General features: G+C 60.7%; 12 protein-coding genes. 4 read left to right on the top strand and 8 right to left on the bottom strand.

Features of this window, described 5'->3' with window-relative positions:
• Positions 1-113: 113 nt before the first annotated feature.
• From HMPREF2651_RS00245 to infC, 7 genes are all read right to left on the bottom strand, one after another.
• A complete protein-coding gene (locus HMPREF2651_RS00245) occupies positions 114-965 on the bottom strand; it encodes a trypsin-like serine protease (RefSeq protein ID WP_038625632.1) in 852 nt (283 codons plus the stop codon).
• Between the two features lie 27 nt (positions 966-992).
• Positions 993-3485 carry a phenylalanine--tRNA ligase subunit beta gene (pheT, locus tag HMPREF2651_RS00240; RefSeq protein ID WP_049180975.1) on the bottom strand — a complete coding sequence of 831 codons (2493 nt, stop codon included), beginning with the start codon at positions 3483-3485 and terminating at the stop codon, positions 993-995.
• Positions 3486-3517: 32 nt separating this feature from the next.
• A complete protein-coding gene (pheS, locus tag HMPREF2651_RS00235; protein WP_070429629.1) occupies positions 3518-4567 on the bottom strand; it encodes a phenylalanine--tRNA ligase subunit alpha in 1050 nt (349 codons plus the stop codon).
• Positions 4568-4665: 98 nt separating this feature from the next.
• On the bottom strand, positions 4666-5496 hold the full coding sequence (locus HMPREF2651_RS00230) for a TrmH family RNA methyltransferase (protein WP_049180973.1): 831 nt from the start codon (positions 5494-5496) through the stop codon (positions 4666-4668).
• A gap of 177 nt (positions 5497-5673) precedes the next feature.
• Positions 5674-6057 (bottom strand): 50S ribosomal protein L20, encoded by a 384-nt coding sequence (gene rplT, locus HMPREF2651_RS00225; RefSeq protein WP_005511721.1) that lies wholly within the window; start codon positions 6055-6057, stop codon positions 5674-5676.
• A 77-nt stretch (positions 6058-6134) separates the two neighbouring features.
• Entirely contained in the window at positions 6135-6329 is a 195-nt protein-coding gene (gene rpmI, locus HMPREF2651_RS00220; protein WP_005511726.1) for a 50S ribosomal protein L35, read from the bottom strand.
• Positions 6330-6405: 76 nt separating this feature from the next.
• Positions 6406-6957, bottom strand: a complete 552-nt coding sequence (gene infC, locus HMPREF2651_RS00215) for a translation initiation factor IF-3 (RefSeq protein ID WP_005511730.1) — start codon at positions 6955-6957, stop codon at positions 6406-6408.
• A gap of 415 nt (positions 6958-7372) precedes the next feature.
• Between infC and HMPREF2651_RS00210 the strand changes: the two genes are divergently transcribed.
• Positions 7373-9772 carry a DUF2339 domain-containing protein gene (locus HMPREF2651_RS00210; protein WP_049180972.1) on the top strand — a complete coding sequence of 800 codons (2400 nt, stop codon included), beginning with the start codon at positions 7373-7375 and terminating at the stop codon, positions 9770-9772.
• A gap of 1 nt (position 9773) precedes the next feature.
• Here the strand turns inward: HMPREF2651_RS00210 and uvrA are convergent, their stop codons facing one another.
• Positions 9774-12626: an excinuclease ABC subunit UvrA gene (gene uvrA / locus HMPREF2651_RS00205; RefSeq protein WP_049180971.1), complete on the bottom strand. Its 2853-nt coding sequence runs from the start codon at positions 12624-12626 to the stop codon at positions 9774-9776.
• 139 nt (positions 12627-12765) lie between these two features.
• On the opposite strand from uvrA, the gene HMPREF2651_RS00200 reads away from it, so the two are divergent.
• The 3 genes from HMPREF2651_RS00200 to HMPREF2651_RS00190 all read left to right on the top strand — a co-directional run bounded on the left by HMPREF2651_RS00200 (position 12766) and on the right by HMPREF2651_RS00190 (position 17160).
• Positions 12766-13473, top strand: a complete 708-nt coding sequence (locus HMPREF2651_RS00200) for an MBL fold metallo-hydrolase (protein WP_049180970.1) — start codon at positions 12766-12768, stop codon at positions 13471-13473.
• Between the two features lie 166 nt (positions 13474-13639).
• Positions 13640-14509: a DoxX family protein gene (locus HMPREF2651_RS00195; RefSeq protein ID WP_049180969.1), complete on the top strand. Its 870-nt coding sequence runs from the start codon at positions 13640-13642 to the stop codon at positions 14507-14509.
• A 134-nt stretch (positions 14510-14643) separates the two neighbouring features.
• Positions 14644-17160, top strand: a complete 2517-nt coding sequence (locus HMPREF2651_RS00190; RefSeq protein ID WP_070585945.1) for a HelD family protein — start codon at positions 14644-14646, stop codon at positions 17158-17160.
• Positions 17161-17171: the final 11 nt, after the last annotated feature.

Below are 17171 nucleotides of genomic sequence, written 5' to 3'. Positions count from 1 at the left end.
GATATTCATAGAATTCGTTGTCAAAGTGCTGGAATTCTACCAATGTGACGTGAGTGATTTATGAATATAACGCCGTCGTCGGTACATACACTTCGTTCAACCAGCACGCCGGACTATTCAACGCCGGACCATTCAACTACGCCGTTTGACTCCTGGCTCATCACACCATCTGCCCACTGCGCCACCGATGACGTCGTGGTGTAGAGATAGTAACCCGACTCCTCCGGGGCGACGCTGCCATCAAAAGCCACTGCACCCGAGAACACCGCAGCCAGCTGGCCGTCGATAAAGAGCGGTCCGCCCGAATCGCCCACCTGCAACGCCGCGGGGCGCTCCATGTGCGCCAACACTGAGTCTTCCCGCACGCACTGTTGATACTTCACCGGGCACATCGACGCGGTGACGGTCGCCATCGGCAGCGAGCCATCCGCAACATCGCCGAGCAGCGATCGCCCATAGACCGTGCCTGCCGTTTCTTGCTCTGAAAACGCTTGACGACGTTCCATTGCGGGATACTCCGGAAGAGCTGCATCGCCCGCTAGGTGAATAAGCGCTACGTCACCGGTGGGCGCAATCTCCCAGCGATCAATCGGTACACGCCGGGCATCCGGGCCGAAACCGACCTCGACTTCCCCAACCTGTACCTGGACATCACGGACGCAGTGAGCTGCGGTCATTACCCACTGCGGGGCGATTGCAGTTCCCGTGCAAAAGTTTCCGGTATGGGGACTGGTCCGGACCATGACCGACACCACGGAGTCCGCCGCCACACTAGGCGCAGCAGCCTCCCCGCCGACCAGCGCAGCCGCACTCGGCGCGCCGGTGAGCAATAGACCTGCCGTGACAGCAGCTGCTGCCACAGTCGCCGCAGGCTTCGCACTGCTCACAGCGCGCACTCCGACACGCTGCTCTCGTGCCTCTGCGCTATTCAGCCTGTTGTCGCGGTGACGCAAGATGCCAATCATGGGTATCTCTGCCTGGGGCTTCCCCTTTTAGCCGCGCAGCTGAGCGCCGTGACGGGTAGTGGCCAGCTCAATGGCCGCCTCGCGAGCTGCGGAAGCTTCCTCTTCCTTCAGCGTACGGTCCGGTGCGCGGAAACGCAGGGAGTACGCCAGTGAGCGAACGCCTTCGCCCATCTGCTCGGAACGGTAAACATCGAAGACACGGATGGATTCGAGGAGCTCACCGGCGCCTTCCACCAGAGTCTTCTCCACCTCTGCGGCAGAGACCTCATCGCTGACAACAAGCGCGACGTCCTGGTGGACGGCTGGGAACGGGCTGAGTACCGGCGCCGGCAGGTGCTCCGTCACTGGCAGTGCATCGAGATTGATCTCCATAGCGCAGGTGCGCTCCGGCAGACCAGCATCCTTGCACACCTTCGGGTACAGCTCACCGGCGTGGCCGACGACGTGACCGTCGACAAGCAGCTCAGCGCAGCGGCCCGGGTGCCACGGCAGCACCTCGGCGTTACGGATCTCCAGCTCGACGTTGGCAGCGCGGGCAACAATGCGCGCGGCTTCGATGGCATCGGCGACGGTGTACGCGTCCTCGTCACCCCACGGGCTATCCAGGCGGATACGCCCACAGGCGACAGTGGCGACGTGCAGCGGCTGCTCCGGCAGCGAGTCCAGAAGCTCAGCGCGCTCGGCCTCGCTCGGCAAGCCAGCAGTCGACGGCATCGGCGAGACACCGTTACCGCGCTCGATGGATACCTGCTCCACACCATAGAGCGACAGGTCGACTTGGCCGCGAGCAACATTGCGCTTCAGCGACTCCAGCATGGACGGCAGCAGAGTCGTGCCCAGCTGAGCGTGGTCGGACTCCAACGGGTTGATGACCTTGACGGTGTTACGACGCGGGTCATCAGCGTCCAGGCCCCAGACGTCGAATACATCGTTGGCAATGAACGGTGTCGGCAGAATCTCCAGGTAGCCATTGTGGGCCAACGCGTGACCGACGAAGCGGCGGCGCAGCTGACGCTCGGTCAGACCGCGGCCGGCCGGAGCGATTGGAAGGATAACCGGAATGTCTTCCAGACCCTCCAGTCGCAGGATTTCCTCAACCAGGTCAGCGGACATGGTCAGGTCCGAGCGCCAGGTTGGCGGAGTGACAGCCAGGCGGTCACCGTTGTCAACGACCTCGCAACCGACCTCGCGCAGGCGACCAATGACGGTTTCACGCGGGTAATCAACGCCCGCAACTTCGCTGGCGCGGTTGACGGCAAAGTCAATAGTCGGCATGGTGGCAACCTCGCCGAGCAGGGTGCGACCAGTGTCGATAGTGCCGCCGGCGATGTCAGCGAGCAGCTGGCAGGCCAAGTCCAGAGCCGGCTCGACAAGGGCGGTGTCCACGCCGCGCTCGAAACGTCGTGAAGCCTCGGAGCTCAGCTTGTGGCGGCGACCGCTGCGGAAGACGTGCAGCGGCGACCAGTTGGCGGCCTCGAAGACCACATCGGTGGTGTCGTCGGCAATCTCGGAGGTAAGTCCGCCCATGATGCCGGCCAGTGACTGAATACCGTTGTCGTCGCAGATGACGACGTCCGCCGGGTCGAGCTTGCGGTCCACGTGGTCGAGAGTCGTCAGAGTCTCGCCGGCCTTAGCGTTGCGGATGTGCAGGCCACCAGCGATCTTGGAGCCATCGAAGGCGTGCATCGGCTGACCGAGCAGCAGCATCACGTAGTTGGTGACGTCCGTGGCCACGTTGACCGGACGCTGACCAGCCAGCAGCAGACGGCGGCGCATCCACCATGGGGTCTCGGCGTTCGGATTGATGCCGGTGACGCGGCGCAGACCAAAGCGGCGGGTGTCGGTGTCCTCGTCGATGGTGACGTTCAGGATCTCACCATCGACCGGTAGCTCCTTGACCTTGGCTGGATCGGCGAAGTCGAGGTTGAATGCGGAGCAGATCTCGCGGCCAAGACCGCGGGCCGACAGCGCATAACCGCGGTCCGGAGTGATGTTGACCTCGAACTTTTCATCATCGAGCCCAATGAACTCCTTGGCGCACGAACCCAGCTCAGCCGGGGCCGACGGGAGCGTGAGAATACCGGCGGAGGAATCGGTCATGCCCAGCTCAGCTTCGGAGCAGAGCATGCCGTTGGAAACCTTGCCGTAGGTCTTCCGTGCGGAAATCTCGAAACCGCCCGGCAGCACGCAGCCCGGCAGTGCGACGACGACAATCGAGCCCTCTTCGAAGTTGCGGGCACCACAGATAATCTCCTGCAGTTCGCCGGTGCCATTGGCATCGCCGACGTTGACCTGACAGAAGCGAATTGGCTTCTTGAAGCCCTCGAGCTCCTCAATGTGATCGACACGACCGAAAACCAGCGGACCCTCGATCTTCTCCAGCGGCTCGTGCCCCTCGGTTTCAAAACCAACGCGGACAAAGCCCTCATCCAGCTCGTCCGGGGTGACGGACCAGTCCGGGTTGATGGTGTTCTCTGGGCCGCGAACGATTTCAGTGACCCACGACTGTGGAATGAACATGTAAGTAAAACTCCTATCTGTAGGTCAGTGAATTAGCCGCGGATACCGAACGGCTGCGTGAAGCGAACGTCGCCTTCGACCATGTCGCGCATGTCGGTCAGACCGTTGCGGAACTGCAGGGTGCGCTCCAGGCCCATGCCGAACGCGAAGCCCGAGTACACCTCCGGGTCAATGCCGGAGGCCCGCAGCACGTTCGGGTTCACCATGCCGCAGCCGCCCCACTCAATCCAGCCGGCACCGCCCTTCTTGTTCGGGAACCAGACGTCAACCTCAGCCGACGGCTCGGTGAACGGGAAATAGTTGGTGCGCATACGGGTCTTGGTCTCCGGACCGAACAGCGCCTTTGCCATGTGATCCAGCGTTCCGCGCAAGTGGCCCATGGTCAGACCCTTGTCCACAGCGAGCCCCTCGACCTGGTGGAAGACCGGGGTGTGGGTGGCGTCGAGCTCATCGGTACGGAAGGTACGCCCCGGGCAGATAACGTAAATTGGCAGGTCACGCGACTGCAGAGTACGAACCTGAACCGGAGAGGTGTGCGTACGCAGCACCTGCTTGGATCCTTCCGGCGCAATGTGGAAAGTATCCTGCAGGGTACGAGCCGGGTGATCCGGCAGGAAGTTCAGCGCGTCAAAGTTGAAGTACTCGGCTTCGACCTCCGGGCCCTCGGCAACTTCCCAACCCATGCCCACGAAGATGTCACCGATCTGCTCGGACAGGATAGTAATTGGGTGCATACCGCCACGCTGGCCTCGCGTGGTGTCCACCGACACGTCGATGCGCTCCGCGACCAGACGGCGCGCGTTTTCCTCTTCCTCCAGCACCGCAAGACGCTCTGCATAGTGCTTCTCGACGGCTCCGCGAACAACATTCACGCGACGACCAGCATCCTTGCGCTCAGCCTTCGGAATGGAGCCCAGCGCGCGGCGAGCCTGCGGAATGTAACCTTCATCCCCCAAGTGCTCACGACGGGCGGCAGAAAGCTCATCCAGGTTGCCGGCAGCGTCAAAGGCATCCGTGGCCTTCTGCGCAGCCGCCTGGAGGGCGTCCTCGGAAAGATCGATAGGATTTGGCGAATCGCTCACGTGTCAACCACTTCTATATAGGACTATCAGTTCTTGTGATGGAACAATCATAGTCGAGGATAACTGCACACGTGCACGCACCTCACCATCGAGGTTTCCTAGTTACCCCGAACTGTCTCCCACAGGCACATAGCCGCTGCGGTGGCGAGGTTCAACGACTCCGCCTCGCCCTTAATCGGGATGGCCACACTCGCCCCCGCCGAGGCCGTAATCTCCTCCGACAGGCCATGTGCTTCGTTGCCGAAAAGCCAGGCGACGGGACCGTCGGGAAGCACATCAACACCGAGCGTGAGAGCGCCATCCATCGCCGTAGCGAGGGTGGTAAAACCCGCTTCCCTGACTCTCTCCACAACGACATCGATATCGCGCTCGCGTGCGACCGGTGTATGGAAAACAGACCCCGCAGAGGAACGCACGGCCTTCGAGTTCAAAGGGTCAACCGAATCGCCGGCAAGGATCACCGCACCAGCACCGAGGGCATCAGTCATGCGCACAATCGTGCCAACATTGCCCGGGTCATTGCACTCCACCGGAATCACCAGACAACCGGACTGCTTTCCAACCTCAATGGCCTCCTCCAACGAAGTGGACACCGCACCAGTGTCGCAGACGGCGAAAAGCCCGGTAGTGGTGACGGTTTCGCTTAAAGAGCGGGCGGCGGAGTCGTCGATAAGCGAAACAGACTTGCGCTGCGTCCCAGATTCGAGATACCCCCTGAGCAGCTCGCAGAACTGCTCGGCGGCGGCTACCGTGACGAAGATTTCCACGACGGCCTCTGCGCGGATAGCCGCATCGACGGAATTGAAGCCCTCGACGAGGAAGCGCCCGGCCTTCTTCCGCTTGGCCGCACGGTGGAGCTGAATAGCCGCCGAGACGCGCGGAGTGCGAGGAGTAAACGGCTCGTCGTTGAAGTACAGCGCAGAGTTCATAGTGATTAATCCTAGTGATGCGGCTCGGGATTCATAACTGCCAGCGCGGATACGAAAAACCACCGCCGAGGTTATTCGTTAACCCAATCGACGGTGGTTTTTCAAAGATGTTGGCAAGACCGCACTGCGAGTCGCAGGTGCTTGCCGACGCTACGTACGAGTTACCTCGTAGCTGCTTTACTTAGCAGCAGGAGCGTTGACGTCCTCCGGCAGAGCGTCCTTAGCGACCTTGACCAGAGCAGCGAATGCCTGTGGGTCGTTGACAGCCAGCTCAGCCAGGTTCTTACGGTCAACCTCAACGCCAGCCAGGTTCAGGCCCTGGACGAAGCGGTTGTAGGTGATGTCGTTAGCGCGGGCAGCAGCGTTGATGCGCTGAATCCACAGACGACGGAACTGACCCTTACGGTGGCGGCGATCGCGGAACTCGTAAGTCTTGGAGTGGAGCATCTGCTCCTTGGCCTTGCGGTACAGGCGAGAGCGCTGACCACGGTAGCCCTTTGCGGAATCGAGAACTTCGCGACGCTTCTTCTTAGCGTTAACAGACCGCTTCACACGTGCCACGGTGATACTTCCTTTTCGTTGTCTTTAAGAACTAGTGAAATTAAGAGGGCGATTGCCCTGGGACGAGACTTGAAAAATTAAGCCTTGCCCAGCAGACGCTTGACGCGCTTGACGTCCGACTTAGCAACGTCCGTGGTGCCCTTCAGGCGACGGGTACGAGTGGACGGCTTGCCCTCCAGGAGGTGGCGGCGGTTAGCCTGCTCGCGGCGCAGCTTGCCGGAACCGGTAACCTTGATGCGCTTTGCGGTGCCCTTGTGGGTCTTCTGCTTCATGTTAAAACTCTCCCCTACCGATCTTTGACGCTCATGGCGCAAAGATCTCGTTTACAACCATTTCTGGTCAGGTCGGTTACTTCTTACCCTTATTCCGAACCGGCCCCAGGACCATAGTCATGTTGCGACCGTCCTGCTTCGGGCGAGACTCGACGGTGCCGTACTCTTCGACATCGGCGGCCAGACGCTCCAACAGGCGGAATCCCAGTTCTGGACGAGACTGTTCACGGCCACGGAACATAATCGTGACCTTGACCTTCGAACCCTTCTCCAAGAAACGAACAACGTTGTTCTTCTTGGTTTCGTAGTCGTGGTCATCAATCTTCGGACGGAACTTCTGCTCCTTGACCACAGTCTGCTGCTGGTTCTTTCGAGCCTCGCGTGCCTTCTGGGCTTGTTCGTACTTGAACTTGCCGTAGTCCATAATCTTGGCGACCGGCGGCTTTGCTCGCGGAGCAACCTCAACCAGGTCAAGGTCTGCTTCGTAAGCGAGCTTGAGTGCGTCACCGGTGCGGACAACGCCCACCTGCTCACCATTCGGTCCTACAAGGCGGACTTCCGGTACTCGAATATCCTCGTTAATACGAGCTTCAGCGCTGATGTGGCCTCCTAGGTTGAACCTGAACAATCTTCGTTTCAAACCGCGATAGCAAGCGGGAAAGGAAGAAAAGCCACGCGTCTACAGCGGATTACTACACACTGTATAAGGACGCCTTCCAATCGTGCGATGTGACATCACCGATTAGGGTGGACCCCGGCGCTACCGTAATTCTTTGGCGCACCTAGGGTGGGACTTAAATCCTCTTCGCTGCCGAATGCAACTAAATGCTCCCCGAAGGCAGCAAGAAGCATCACATTCTGGCGGTCGTACACGAGATGCTAACACAAGCGTTCTCGCATACCAAAACCGACTCTTACGCCAGGTTATTCGCCATCAGCTCCCCCGGCGCACTACCGAGCGTTAAAAAGTGCAATCGGAATTGTAATCAGATTGGTAGATTCTCTCCATAGTTTTTAGGTCAAACACGATTAAAGTCGTCACCATGAATACTGGCTCCAACGGCTTTGGCCCTAAAGCCGAGAACACCAACCCTAATCAGCATTCCGCCCGATACGACAAGCCCCCGACCAGAGATTTTGTCCTGACCGGCGACTCCGTCTCAGAGCTTTCCCATGCTCTGGCAGATTTGGAGGCCAGCTCGCTTCGGCTGGCTCAACTCACCCGAACTTGGCAGGTGCGCCTTTCGCAGGCAAGCGGACAAGCGCCGACTGTACCGAGCGCGCCTCAAACTACGGGAACGGAATTTGCGCCGGTACCTCAAGCGGTACCTAAATCGGCGCCTGAGCGGACACCTCAAGCGCCGCCCCATGCTGCGCCCCAAGGGGCACATCAACACAATCCGCAGCCACCGCCAACACAAGCGGACTGGCGGAATCAACCAGCTCCCCTGCCACAGAGCGACGCAGGTGCGCAGCCGATGTTCGGCTTCCCCTCTGCCCACCAGTGGCGGCGGGATTCGAAGTCGCCGCAGTCTTCTCCCTCACCGCAGTCTTCCCCAACCGGCTCCGCCCCGCCGCCGAAACTGCCAGAGGCACCGCGTGAACCTCGCGAGCCCCGCGAACCCTGGTGGCGCAACGAGAAGGCAATCATCAGAATCATTGCAATCTTTGGCGGTCTCATCACCGCTGCCGGTATCGCGTTCTTCGTCGCGGTCGCAATCCAATCCGGCCTGATTGGACCGGCCGGGCGTGTGGTCCTGGCTTACTTGTTGGCCGCCGTGCTCGCGGTCGCGGCTGTGCGAGCGCACCGTCGTCAAGCACCGCCTGCTGGCGTAACGGCATTGATTGCGACATCGCTAGCCGCTGCACACCTGACAACGATGTCGATGTCCTACCTCCTCGACTGGATTCCGGTGGCGGCGACGCTGGTCATCATGCTGCCTTTCGCCGCCGTCGGCCTATACGGCGCGCGGTGGACAAAGTCGAGCGCAACCGCCGCGTGGGCCATCACAATCAACACCGGATTAATGCTGTGGGCGACGATCGGCCTCAACTTCCACGCCCGCCCGCTGAGCTCCTCGCTCGCGCAAATCACCCTTCAACTGATGGTTATCGCCGCTACCGTCTGCTTCTTGAACATCCCCTTCCGGAAGTACGTAGTCGCATTCCTGCTCGGCGCAAACGTTCTCATCGGCGCGATCACGACCAACAATGCACTGGTGCTGCCTGCAATCGCCGCACTCACCATTGCCCTTTTCGTGTTTGCCCAGTTCGGCCCGCTGGCGTTGGCTCGCCAACTCACTCCCGAGCTTGACGACGAGCCTTCGGAGACCAGCACTTGGGAAGACGATCTGGTCACCACCACGTCAGTAGTTGCCTTCTCGACTCCGGTTATAGCTGCAGTCCCAACGGTCAACGCCGCACAGTCCACCTCCAGCCTCTGGTTGCTGTTCTACGGCGGATTCGTGCTGTTCATCGCAATTGCTGCGATATTCCTTTGGAACCGTGCCATCTTCAGCTATCTCGCCCCAATGGCCTTGGCCACGGCAATTCTGCCCTGGCTTGCACTCGCGGTAGCGGGCCCAGAAGGGGACGCAGGAGCCGGTACTGGAACCCACGCCTGGGGTCTCATCCCAATCTCCATCGGTGCCGCGCTCTTTGTCTGGGCGCTGGCCACAGCACCGAAGCACAGCGCGCTTGGCACCCGACTACAAGCTCCTGAGCCAACGCGGGATGCCGTCGCACCCTATACAAAGATTGCGGCGCTGACCTGGCTGCTCGGCGCAACGGTAGTACACCTCTACATCCTGCCCGCAGCGTTGAATGCCGGTGCTGCGGCTGACTACTCGGCAACGTGGGCAGAAATGCTTTCGCTGTTGTTCCTGCTGTGCGCCGACGTCGGCCTGGCCGTGACGGCGGCAAGGTCGCAGCTGCCGCCAGCTTTTGCACTGATTGGCCTGGCTGCGCTGGGTATGCCATTTATCGTGCTGCTCACAACTATTGGCGTGAGCTTCAACGCTGCACACATGTTGCTGAGTATTTTCTGGGCCACGATAGCTGGCATGCTGGTGCTATCGAAGAGGTTCCACCACATTCCGGCGCGACTGGCAGCGGGTTTGACCATTGCGGCGCTGTCTATCGTCAAGCTGATCTTCTACGACATGGCAACACTCGATGGCGTTATCCGCGCCTTGGCGTTCCTCGGCTGTGGTCTAATTCTGCTAGCCATGGCGGTCTCCGGAGCAAAGCAGAAGAATGCCGAGGAACCAGCGGCATCGGACCGTGACGGCACCGCCAGCGATTCTGACGCTGCCACCGCTGTCGGCGCTGCCGCTGCCGCCGATGCCAATGCTGCCGATGCCGACCCCGTTGCTGACAGACTGGAAGGCGTCACCCGCACCGACGGTCCAGGAATTTCCGACGGAAACGAGCCGACTACCTAAGCTACTTAAGCAGCGGCTTCAGGTACTGCCCGGTGTGGGAGCTGGAACAGTTCGCGACGTCCTCCGGCGTGCCTTCTACAACCACGGTGCCACCGCCGGATCCGCCCTCCGGTCCCATGTCAATGATCCAATCCGCAGACTTGATGACATCCAAATTGTGCTCAATGACAATGACGGTATTGCCCTTGTCCACCAGACCCTGCAATACCAGCATGAGCTTGCGGATGTCCTCAAAATGCAGACCCGTGGTCGGCTCATCCAAGATGTAAACGGTGCGACCATTAGAGCGTTTCTGCAGCTCACTGGCCAGCTTCACGCGCTGAGCCTCACCACCCGAGAGCGTGGTTGCCGCCTGTCCGAGACGGACATAGCCCAGGCCGACGTCGACAAGCGTATTGAGATAACGCGCAATCGACTGAATCGGCTCAAAGAACTCCGCTGCCTCGGAGATGGGCATGTCGAGCACCTCGGCGATGGTCTTGCCCTTGTAGCGAACTTCCAGCGTTTCGCGGTTGTAGCGCGCGCCATGGCAGACCTCGCAGGGCACGTAGACATCCGGCAGGAAGTTCATTTCGATTTTGATGGTGCCGTCGCCCTTACACGCCTCACAGCGACCGCCCTTGACGTTGAAGCTGAAGCGACCGGGCTTGTAGCCGCGGACCTTGGCCTCTTGCGTCTCGGCGAAGAGGTTACGAATCTTGTCGAACACGCCGGTGTACGTCGCGGGGTTGGAGCGCGGGGTGCGGCCAATCGGCGACTGATCAACCTGCACCAGCTTGTCCAGGTGATCCAGCCCCTCCACGCGGCTGTGTCGACCCGGCACCTGACGAGCTCCGTTGAGCTCGTTGCTCATCACCTTGGCCAGAATTTCGTTGACCAAGGTCGACTTGCCTGATCCGGAAACCCCCGTCACACAGGTCAGCACACCGAGGGGAAACTTCACGTCAATCTTCTTCAGGTTGTTCTCGCGAGCGCCCTTGACCGTCACCATGCGCGACTTATCAATCGCACGCCGGCTCTCCGGCACTGCCAATACCCGACGACCCGAGAGATACGCACCTGTCAGTGATTCCTCGCAGTCAACAATGCCCGACGGGTCACCCTGGTAGACGATCTGGCCGCCGTATTCACCGGCCTTTGGCCCAATGTCGACCAGCCAATCGGCCTCGCGAATCGTGTCCTCATCATGCTCGACCACAATCAGGGTATTGCCCAGGTCGCGCAGGTTCTTCAGAGTCTTGATTAGACGATTGTTATCGCGCTGGTGAAGACCAATCGACGGCTCATCCAAGACATAAAGCACGCCAGCGAGCCCCGAACCAATCTGGGTGGCCAGACGAATTCGCTGCGCTTCGCCACCGGACAGCGTGCCCGCCGAACGCGACAGGGACAGATAGTCCAGCCCCACATCCAGCAGGAACTTCAGACGAGCCTGCACCTCACGCAGAACGCGACCGGCAATCATTTCCTCGCGCTTGCCCAAAGTCAGCGAATTCAGGAATGCCGAGCCATCGTGGACCGACAGCTCTGTGAGCTCGGCAATATTCTTCTGCCCGAACTCCGCCGAATCCAGCGTCACCGAAAGAATTTCTGGCCGCAGACGCGTGCCATTACACGCAGGACACGGCACTTCACGCATGTACCCCTGGAAGCGATCCTTCTGAGAGTCACTCTCTGCCTGCGACAGCTTGCGGTGCAGGTACGGCATCACGCCTTCAAACGGCGCGGTGTACTGGCGAGTACGGCCGTACCTATTGCGGTAACGCACCGTGACCTTGTGGCTGGAACCATGCAGCAGGGCCTTACGCTGCGGCGCTGTGAGATCCTCGAAAGGCGTGGTCGGGTCGAAGCTCATCTCGGTGGCGAGCCCCTCGACCAGCTTTTCAAAGTACTTCTTGTTCAGCGTCTGCCGCCACGGCGCAATCGCCTCAATCGTCGGCAGCGACGGATCTGGAATGACCAGGTCCGTGTCCACCTCCAGCTTGGTGCCGATGCCGTCGCACTCCGGGCAGGCACCATACGGCGAGTTAAACGAAAACGACCGTGGTTCCAGCTCATCGATAGCGATGCGGTGCCCATTCGGGCAGGCCATTTTCTCCGAGAAACGCTGGGTTCGACGCGGGTCATCTGCCTCTAGCCCGACTGCGTCGATGACCACGACGCCGTCGGCAAGCAGAAGCGCCGTTTCGACGGAATCGGTGAGCCTGCGCTGCTGTGACTCCTTCACCTGGAGGCGGTCAATAACCACGTCAATGTCATGCTTGACCTGCTTCTTCAGCTTCGGCGGATCCGTCAGGCGATGCATTTCGCCGTCGACGATGACACGCGCGTAGCCCTCGGATGCGAGGCGTTCAAACAGGTCGACGAACTCACCCTTGCGCGTACGCACGACGGGTGCGAGGACCTGGAATTTGGTGCCCTCCGGCATCTCCATGACCTGATCGACAATCTGCTGTGGAGTCTGTGAGGAGATTACTTCCCCACAGGTCGGACAGTGCGGAGTACCGGTGCGTGCGTAGAGCAGACGCAGGTAGTCATACACTTCTGTGATGGTTCCGACGGTCGAGCGCGGGTTGCGGTTCGTCGACTTCTGGTCGATTGACACCGCCGGCGAGAGCCCCTCAATCATCTCTACATCGGGTTTTTCCATCTGCCCCAGGAACATGCGCGCATAGGAGCTCAGCGACTCCACGTAACGGCGCTGGCCCTCGGCGAAAATTGTGTCAAATGCCAGTGACGATTTACCCGACCCCGACAGACCGGTGAAAACCACCATCTTGTCTCTGGGCAAATCGATGTCAACACCCTGCAGGTTATGCTCGCGGGCGCCTCTGACCACTAGACGTTCAGCCACAGTGGGAAACCTCAATTCGTCGACGATTCACTGCCGACCAGTCTACAGTCCATAACCAATTTTTCGCACATGTGTTCAGAGACTCGCAGTTAAGTCGCGTTCCTAGCGCACCGACAGACACCTCATTACCCTGGGGCGCATGAACGACGTCATTACAATTAGCCCCTACTCCAACGCGCCGAGCACGCGCGGCGTTGAGCGCATTGACTACGGCAATGTCACTATTTATAAAACCTCCGTCGGACCGATGGAAAACAACGTCTACCTTTTGGTCGACTCCCGCGAGCCCGACAATTCCCTACTCATCGATGCCGCCACCGACGCCGACCATTTAGTCCGCCTGGTTGAGCACGTCGGCGCGCGGGTCCGCACGATTGTCACCACGCACTCCCACGGCGATCACGTCCAGGCGCTCGGCGAGCTCCTGCAGGCATTCCCGGCTCGCCACATCACGTCATGCCTCGACGCTGCAGCCATTCCCGAACCCGCCGACCAGCAACTCGACGGCGGCGAGACCATTACTTTCGGCGAGGGCATCACGCTTCCCACGTTCATCTTGCGCGGGCACACCAAAGGCGGCCTCTGTCTCGACCTGTCCGCCAAGGTAACCGGCGCGCTTTCCGACGACACCCCGTCACACCACCTCTTCGTCGGTGACAGCATCTTCCCAGGCGGAGTCGGTAAAACGTACTCGCCCGAGGATTTTTCGCAGCTTATCGACGATGTCGAGAGCCGTGTCTTCCACGTCTACCCCGCCGACTCGGTGATTCACCCCGGCCACGGCAAGGACACCACAGTTGGCGTCGAGAGCCCCGAGGTGGAGAACTGGCGCCAGCGCGGCTGGTAGTGCTGGATGAGCGTGGTTGGTAGCGCTAGATGCAGTCGCAGCGTCTGAAAAACTCGTCATTCCCACGACATAAATAGGCCAGGCTGCGTAGGATTAATAGTGAATTACAGCGACCAGGTGGCCAAAAACACGGTTTCACCTGGACGACAAAGGAGATGGAATTTAGATGATTCGCAAGTTTGCCCGACCAATGCTGGCCTCGGTTTTCGTTGCCGACGGTGTCGACACGCTGATGAACCAGAAGGATCATGAAGAGGGCGCACGCGACTTGATTGCCCGCGTCCGCTCCGTAACCCCGAACCAGTACAACAAGTACGTGCCAAATAGCGAGAAGCTGGTTGTTCAGGCCGTCGCTGGTACCAAGGTTGCCGCCGGTTCCCTCTACGCTCTGGGTAAGGCCCCACGCCTGTCCGCCACGGCTCTGGTCGCTGCACAAATTCCGACGATGCTGGCTCGCCACGCATTCTGGGAGACCCAGGACTCGAAGGAGAAGGCGGCTCGCCGCACTGGATTCCTGACCGACATCGGTCTGCTGGGTGGCCTCTTCCTGGCTACCGCTGACACCGACGGCAAGCCGGGTGTCGCTTGGCGCGCTGAGAAGGCTGGCAAGCAGCTGAACAAGAAGGTTCAGGCTGCCCTGCCGACCAAGTCTGAAACCGAGCAGCGCACTGAGGAAGTCAGCGCAGCTTTCGCTTCCGCCGGCGAGAACGTCCGAGAAAAGGCCGGCCTGCTCCGCGACCGCGCTTCTGAGGCCACCGATGGGGCTCGTGAATACGTCGAGGACAACAAGGACAGCTGGCGCGAGCAGCTCACCGGCGCCTTCGACACCGCTAAGAGCTACGTCGAGGACAACAAGGACGACTGGATTGCCAAGGCTAGCGAGCTCGCTGAGGACGCTCGCGACTACGCCGAGGACCTGGGCAAGGATCTCAAGAAGGACACTCGCAAGCAGCGCAAGGAACTGCGCAAGCGCGCAGCCAAGGCTTCCAAGGAGGCCAAGAAGTCTGCAAAGAAGGCGCAGAAGCGCCTGCAGTAAGTTTGCTGCCGCAGTTAAAGCGGTATACTTAAACGCTCCCCACGCCACTACGCGTGCGGGGGCGTTTTCATATTTTTATATTCATTCAGCACATCAATTAGCACTAGTTTTAACGAACTGTTGAGGAGACCAGGTTGGCGTCGCTCGCATCCGAGCCCGGGCAGGACCAGACAGGCCGCATTGGCCGCACTGGCCAGGCAGGTCTGCCGGACCAGGCAAGTTCAGCACCACAGCGAGAAGAAGAGAGCACCCTCGCTGCAGAACAGGCCTACGTCGATCGTGCGTTCAGCTTCCTCGACCGGGCACGCGAGCGCGACCAGGAGTACCTGCGACAGGTCATGCTCATCGACGACCCAGACCCGCAAGCCCGCGTTGAACGCGAGGTGGAATACCACCGACTACAGGCTAACCTGGACCGCTACCGCTCAGCCGAGATTGGCCTGGTCTTTGGTCGAATCGATATCGATGACCCAGACCCCGACAATCCTTTGGCAGAGGAAGGGCCGGGGGCGACCGTCGATAAGCGATACATCGGGCGAATCGGCCTGTCCGATGAAAACGACGACTACCGCACGGTCATCATGGACTGGCGTGCCGACGGTGCGCGCCCGTTTTACCTGGCCACGACCGCGCATTCCGAGGGAGTCAGCCTGCGTCGACACCTGCGCACGCACGGCCGGAAGGTCCGCAGCATTGACGACGAATGGCTCTCCGGCGAGGAAGCCGACAGCGCACACGAAACCGAAGTCGAGGCTGGTGTCGGTGGCGAATCGGTGCTGCGCGAGGTCATGAATCAAGCGCGCACCGGCCATATGCGCGGCATTGTGGAGACCATTCAGCGCGAGCAGGACCTCATCATCCGCGACTCCACCCGCGGCACCCTGGTCGTCCAGGGCGGTCCCGGCACGGGCAAGACGGCGGTGGCGCTGCATCGCGTCGCGTGGCTTCTCTACACCTACCGCGATCAGCTGGCGAAAACCGGTGTCCTCATCATCGGCCCGAACACGACCTTCCTCGACTATATCTCGCGCGTGCTGCCGAGCCTCGGCGAAACAGGCGTGGTGCTGACCACCATCGCCGATCTCTACCCCGGCGTGCACGCTTCCGACGCGCTTATCGACGGGCACAACCCCGAACCCCTGGTTGCGCAGGAAGTTAAGGGCTCGATTGAGATGCTCACTATCCTGCGCGAAGCCGTGCGGGCCTACCAGGAGCTCCCCGCGGAGTCGCTTGAAGTCCATAACGACAACATCATCCTGACCATCACGCCAGAGATGGTGAAAGCCGCGCGAACGCGTGCGCGGCGGACTCGTAAACCACACAATCTGGCACGTCCGATTTTCCGGGATCACGTGGTGGAACTCCTGGCCGCACAGATGGCCGAGGTCATTGGCGCCGACCCGCTGGGCGGCGAAAACCTGCTGTCCGTGACCGACGTTGCCGACCTGCGCGACGAAATTGACGAATCCGGAGCAGTCGCTGACATCCTCGACGAGCTGTGGCCCGCACTCACACCCGAGCAGGTGCTGTCGGAACTGCTGAGTTCCCGCGAGGCCATCGACTACGCCGCCAGCGATTACGACGAGCTGACGCGCGAGGCTCTCTACCGGCCGGAAGGCACCGACTGGATGCCTTCCGACGCCCCGCTTCTCGACGAGCTGGCGGAGCTCCTCGGTCCGGTTGGTGAAGCGGAGACCGATGACGAGAATTGGCAGGCCCGCGTCGAGGAGGCGCAGGGCGCGTTGGATACCCTGTCCAGCTCTGCGTCCCAGGACCTTGACGACGGCTTCGAGGCCGAGATTCTATCTGCGTACGACGTCATCGATGCCGAGGCACTGGCCGAACGCCACCGTGAGCGCGACCTGCGATCCACCGCCGAGCGGGCGGCGGCGGATCGCCTGTGGGCCTACGGCCATGTCATCGTCGACGAGGCTCAGGAACTCTCCGCGATGGCCTGGCGCATGCTGCGCCGCCGCAGCCCCAATGGTTGGATGACCCTCGTCGGCGACGTGGCCCAGACGGGCTCACCCGCAGGTGCCGCGACCTGGGACGATGTGCTGGAACCGATCATCGGCTCGAGGTGGCATCTCCACGAGCTGACCGTCAACTACCGCACCCCTGCTGAGGTGATGGAGGTTGCCGCCAGCGTCCTGGCTGAGATTGATTCGGAGCTGGAGGCGCCGCAGTCGATTCGCGCGACCGGCCGCAAGCCTGTTCAGGCTCGCACCGTGACGGAGGCGTTGGCACATGTGGAGCGGGTTGCACAACCGGATCGCCTGGTCGCGGTCATCGCCCCGGCAGAGTTGCTCGAAGCCACGCGCGCGGAGGTGCGGGATTTTCTCGCTGGTCGAACTGGTGGAGATGGCGAAGATGGCGGGGCTGGTGGCTCTAATGCTGCCGACGCGACTAGCGCCAATGACGCACCTGCTACTCGCCCCAACAAACTCACCAACTGCGCGGTCTACGACATCACGACCTCAAAGGGCCTGGAATTCGACGAGGTCATCGTCGTCGCGCCCGACCAGATTGTGGCGCAATCTCCGCAGGGGCTACAGGACCTGTATGTTGCACTGACTCGTGCGACCCAGGGACTAATTGTTGTGGCGCCTCAGCAGTCGAGCGTTTTGCCGGAGCTGCAATGGTTAGAATGACGAGGATAGTG

The sequence above is a fragment of the Corynebacterium sp. HMSC063A05 genome (genome assembly GCF_001809695.1).
Classification (GTDB): domain Bacteria; phylum Actinomycetota; class Actinomycetes; order Mycobacteriales; family Mycobacteriaceae; genus Corynebacterium; species Corynebacterium amycolatum.
Note: the sequence above shows the minus strand (reverse complement) of the source record. Positions and strands in the feature narration are given on the sequence as shown.

What these genes read in the sequence shown, in the direction of transcription:
- HMPREF2651_RS00245 (WP_038625632.1), bottom strand. Translation starts at nt 965, where the DNA reads ATGATTGGCATCTTGCGTCACCGCGACAACAGGCTGAATAGCGCAGAG.
- HMPREF2651_RS00230 (WP_049180973.1), bottom strand. Translation starts at nt 5,496, where the DNA reads ATGAACTCTGCGCTGTACTTCAACGACGAGCCGTTTACTCCTCGCACT.
- rpmI (WP_005511726.1), bottom strand. Translation starts at nt 6,329, where the DNA reads ATGAAGCAGAAGACCCACAAGGGCACCGCAAAGCGCATCAAGGTTACC.
- HMPREF2651_RS00195 (WP_049180969.1), top strand. Translation starts at nt 13,640, where the DNA reads ATGATTCGCAAGTTTGCCCGACCAATGCTGGCCTCGGTTTTCGTTGCC.
- HMPREF2651_RS00210 (WP_049180972.1), top strand. Translation starts at nt 7,373, where the DNA reads ATGAATACTGGCTCCAACGGCTTTGGCCCTAAAGCCGAGAACACCAAC.
- pheT (WP_049180975.1), bottom strand. Translation starts at nt 3,485, where the DNA reads ATGTTCATTCCACAGTCGTGGGTCACTGAAATCGTTCGCGGCCCAGAG.
- HMPREF2651_RS00200 (WP_049180970.1), top strand. Translation starts at nt 12,766, where the DNA reads ATGAACGACGTCATTACAATTAGCCCCTACTCCAACGCGCCGAGCACG.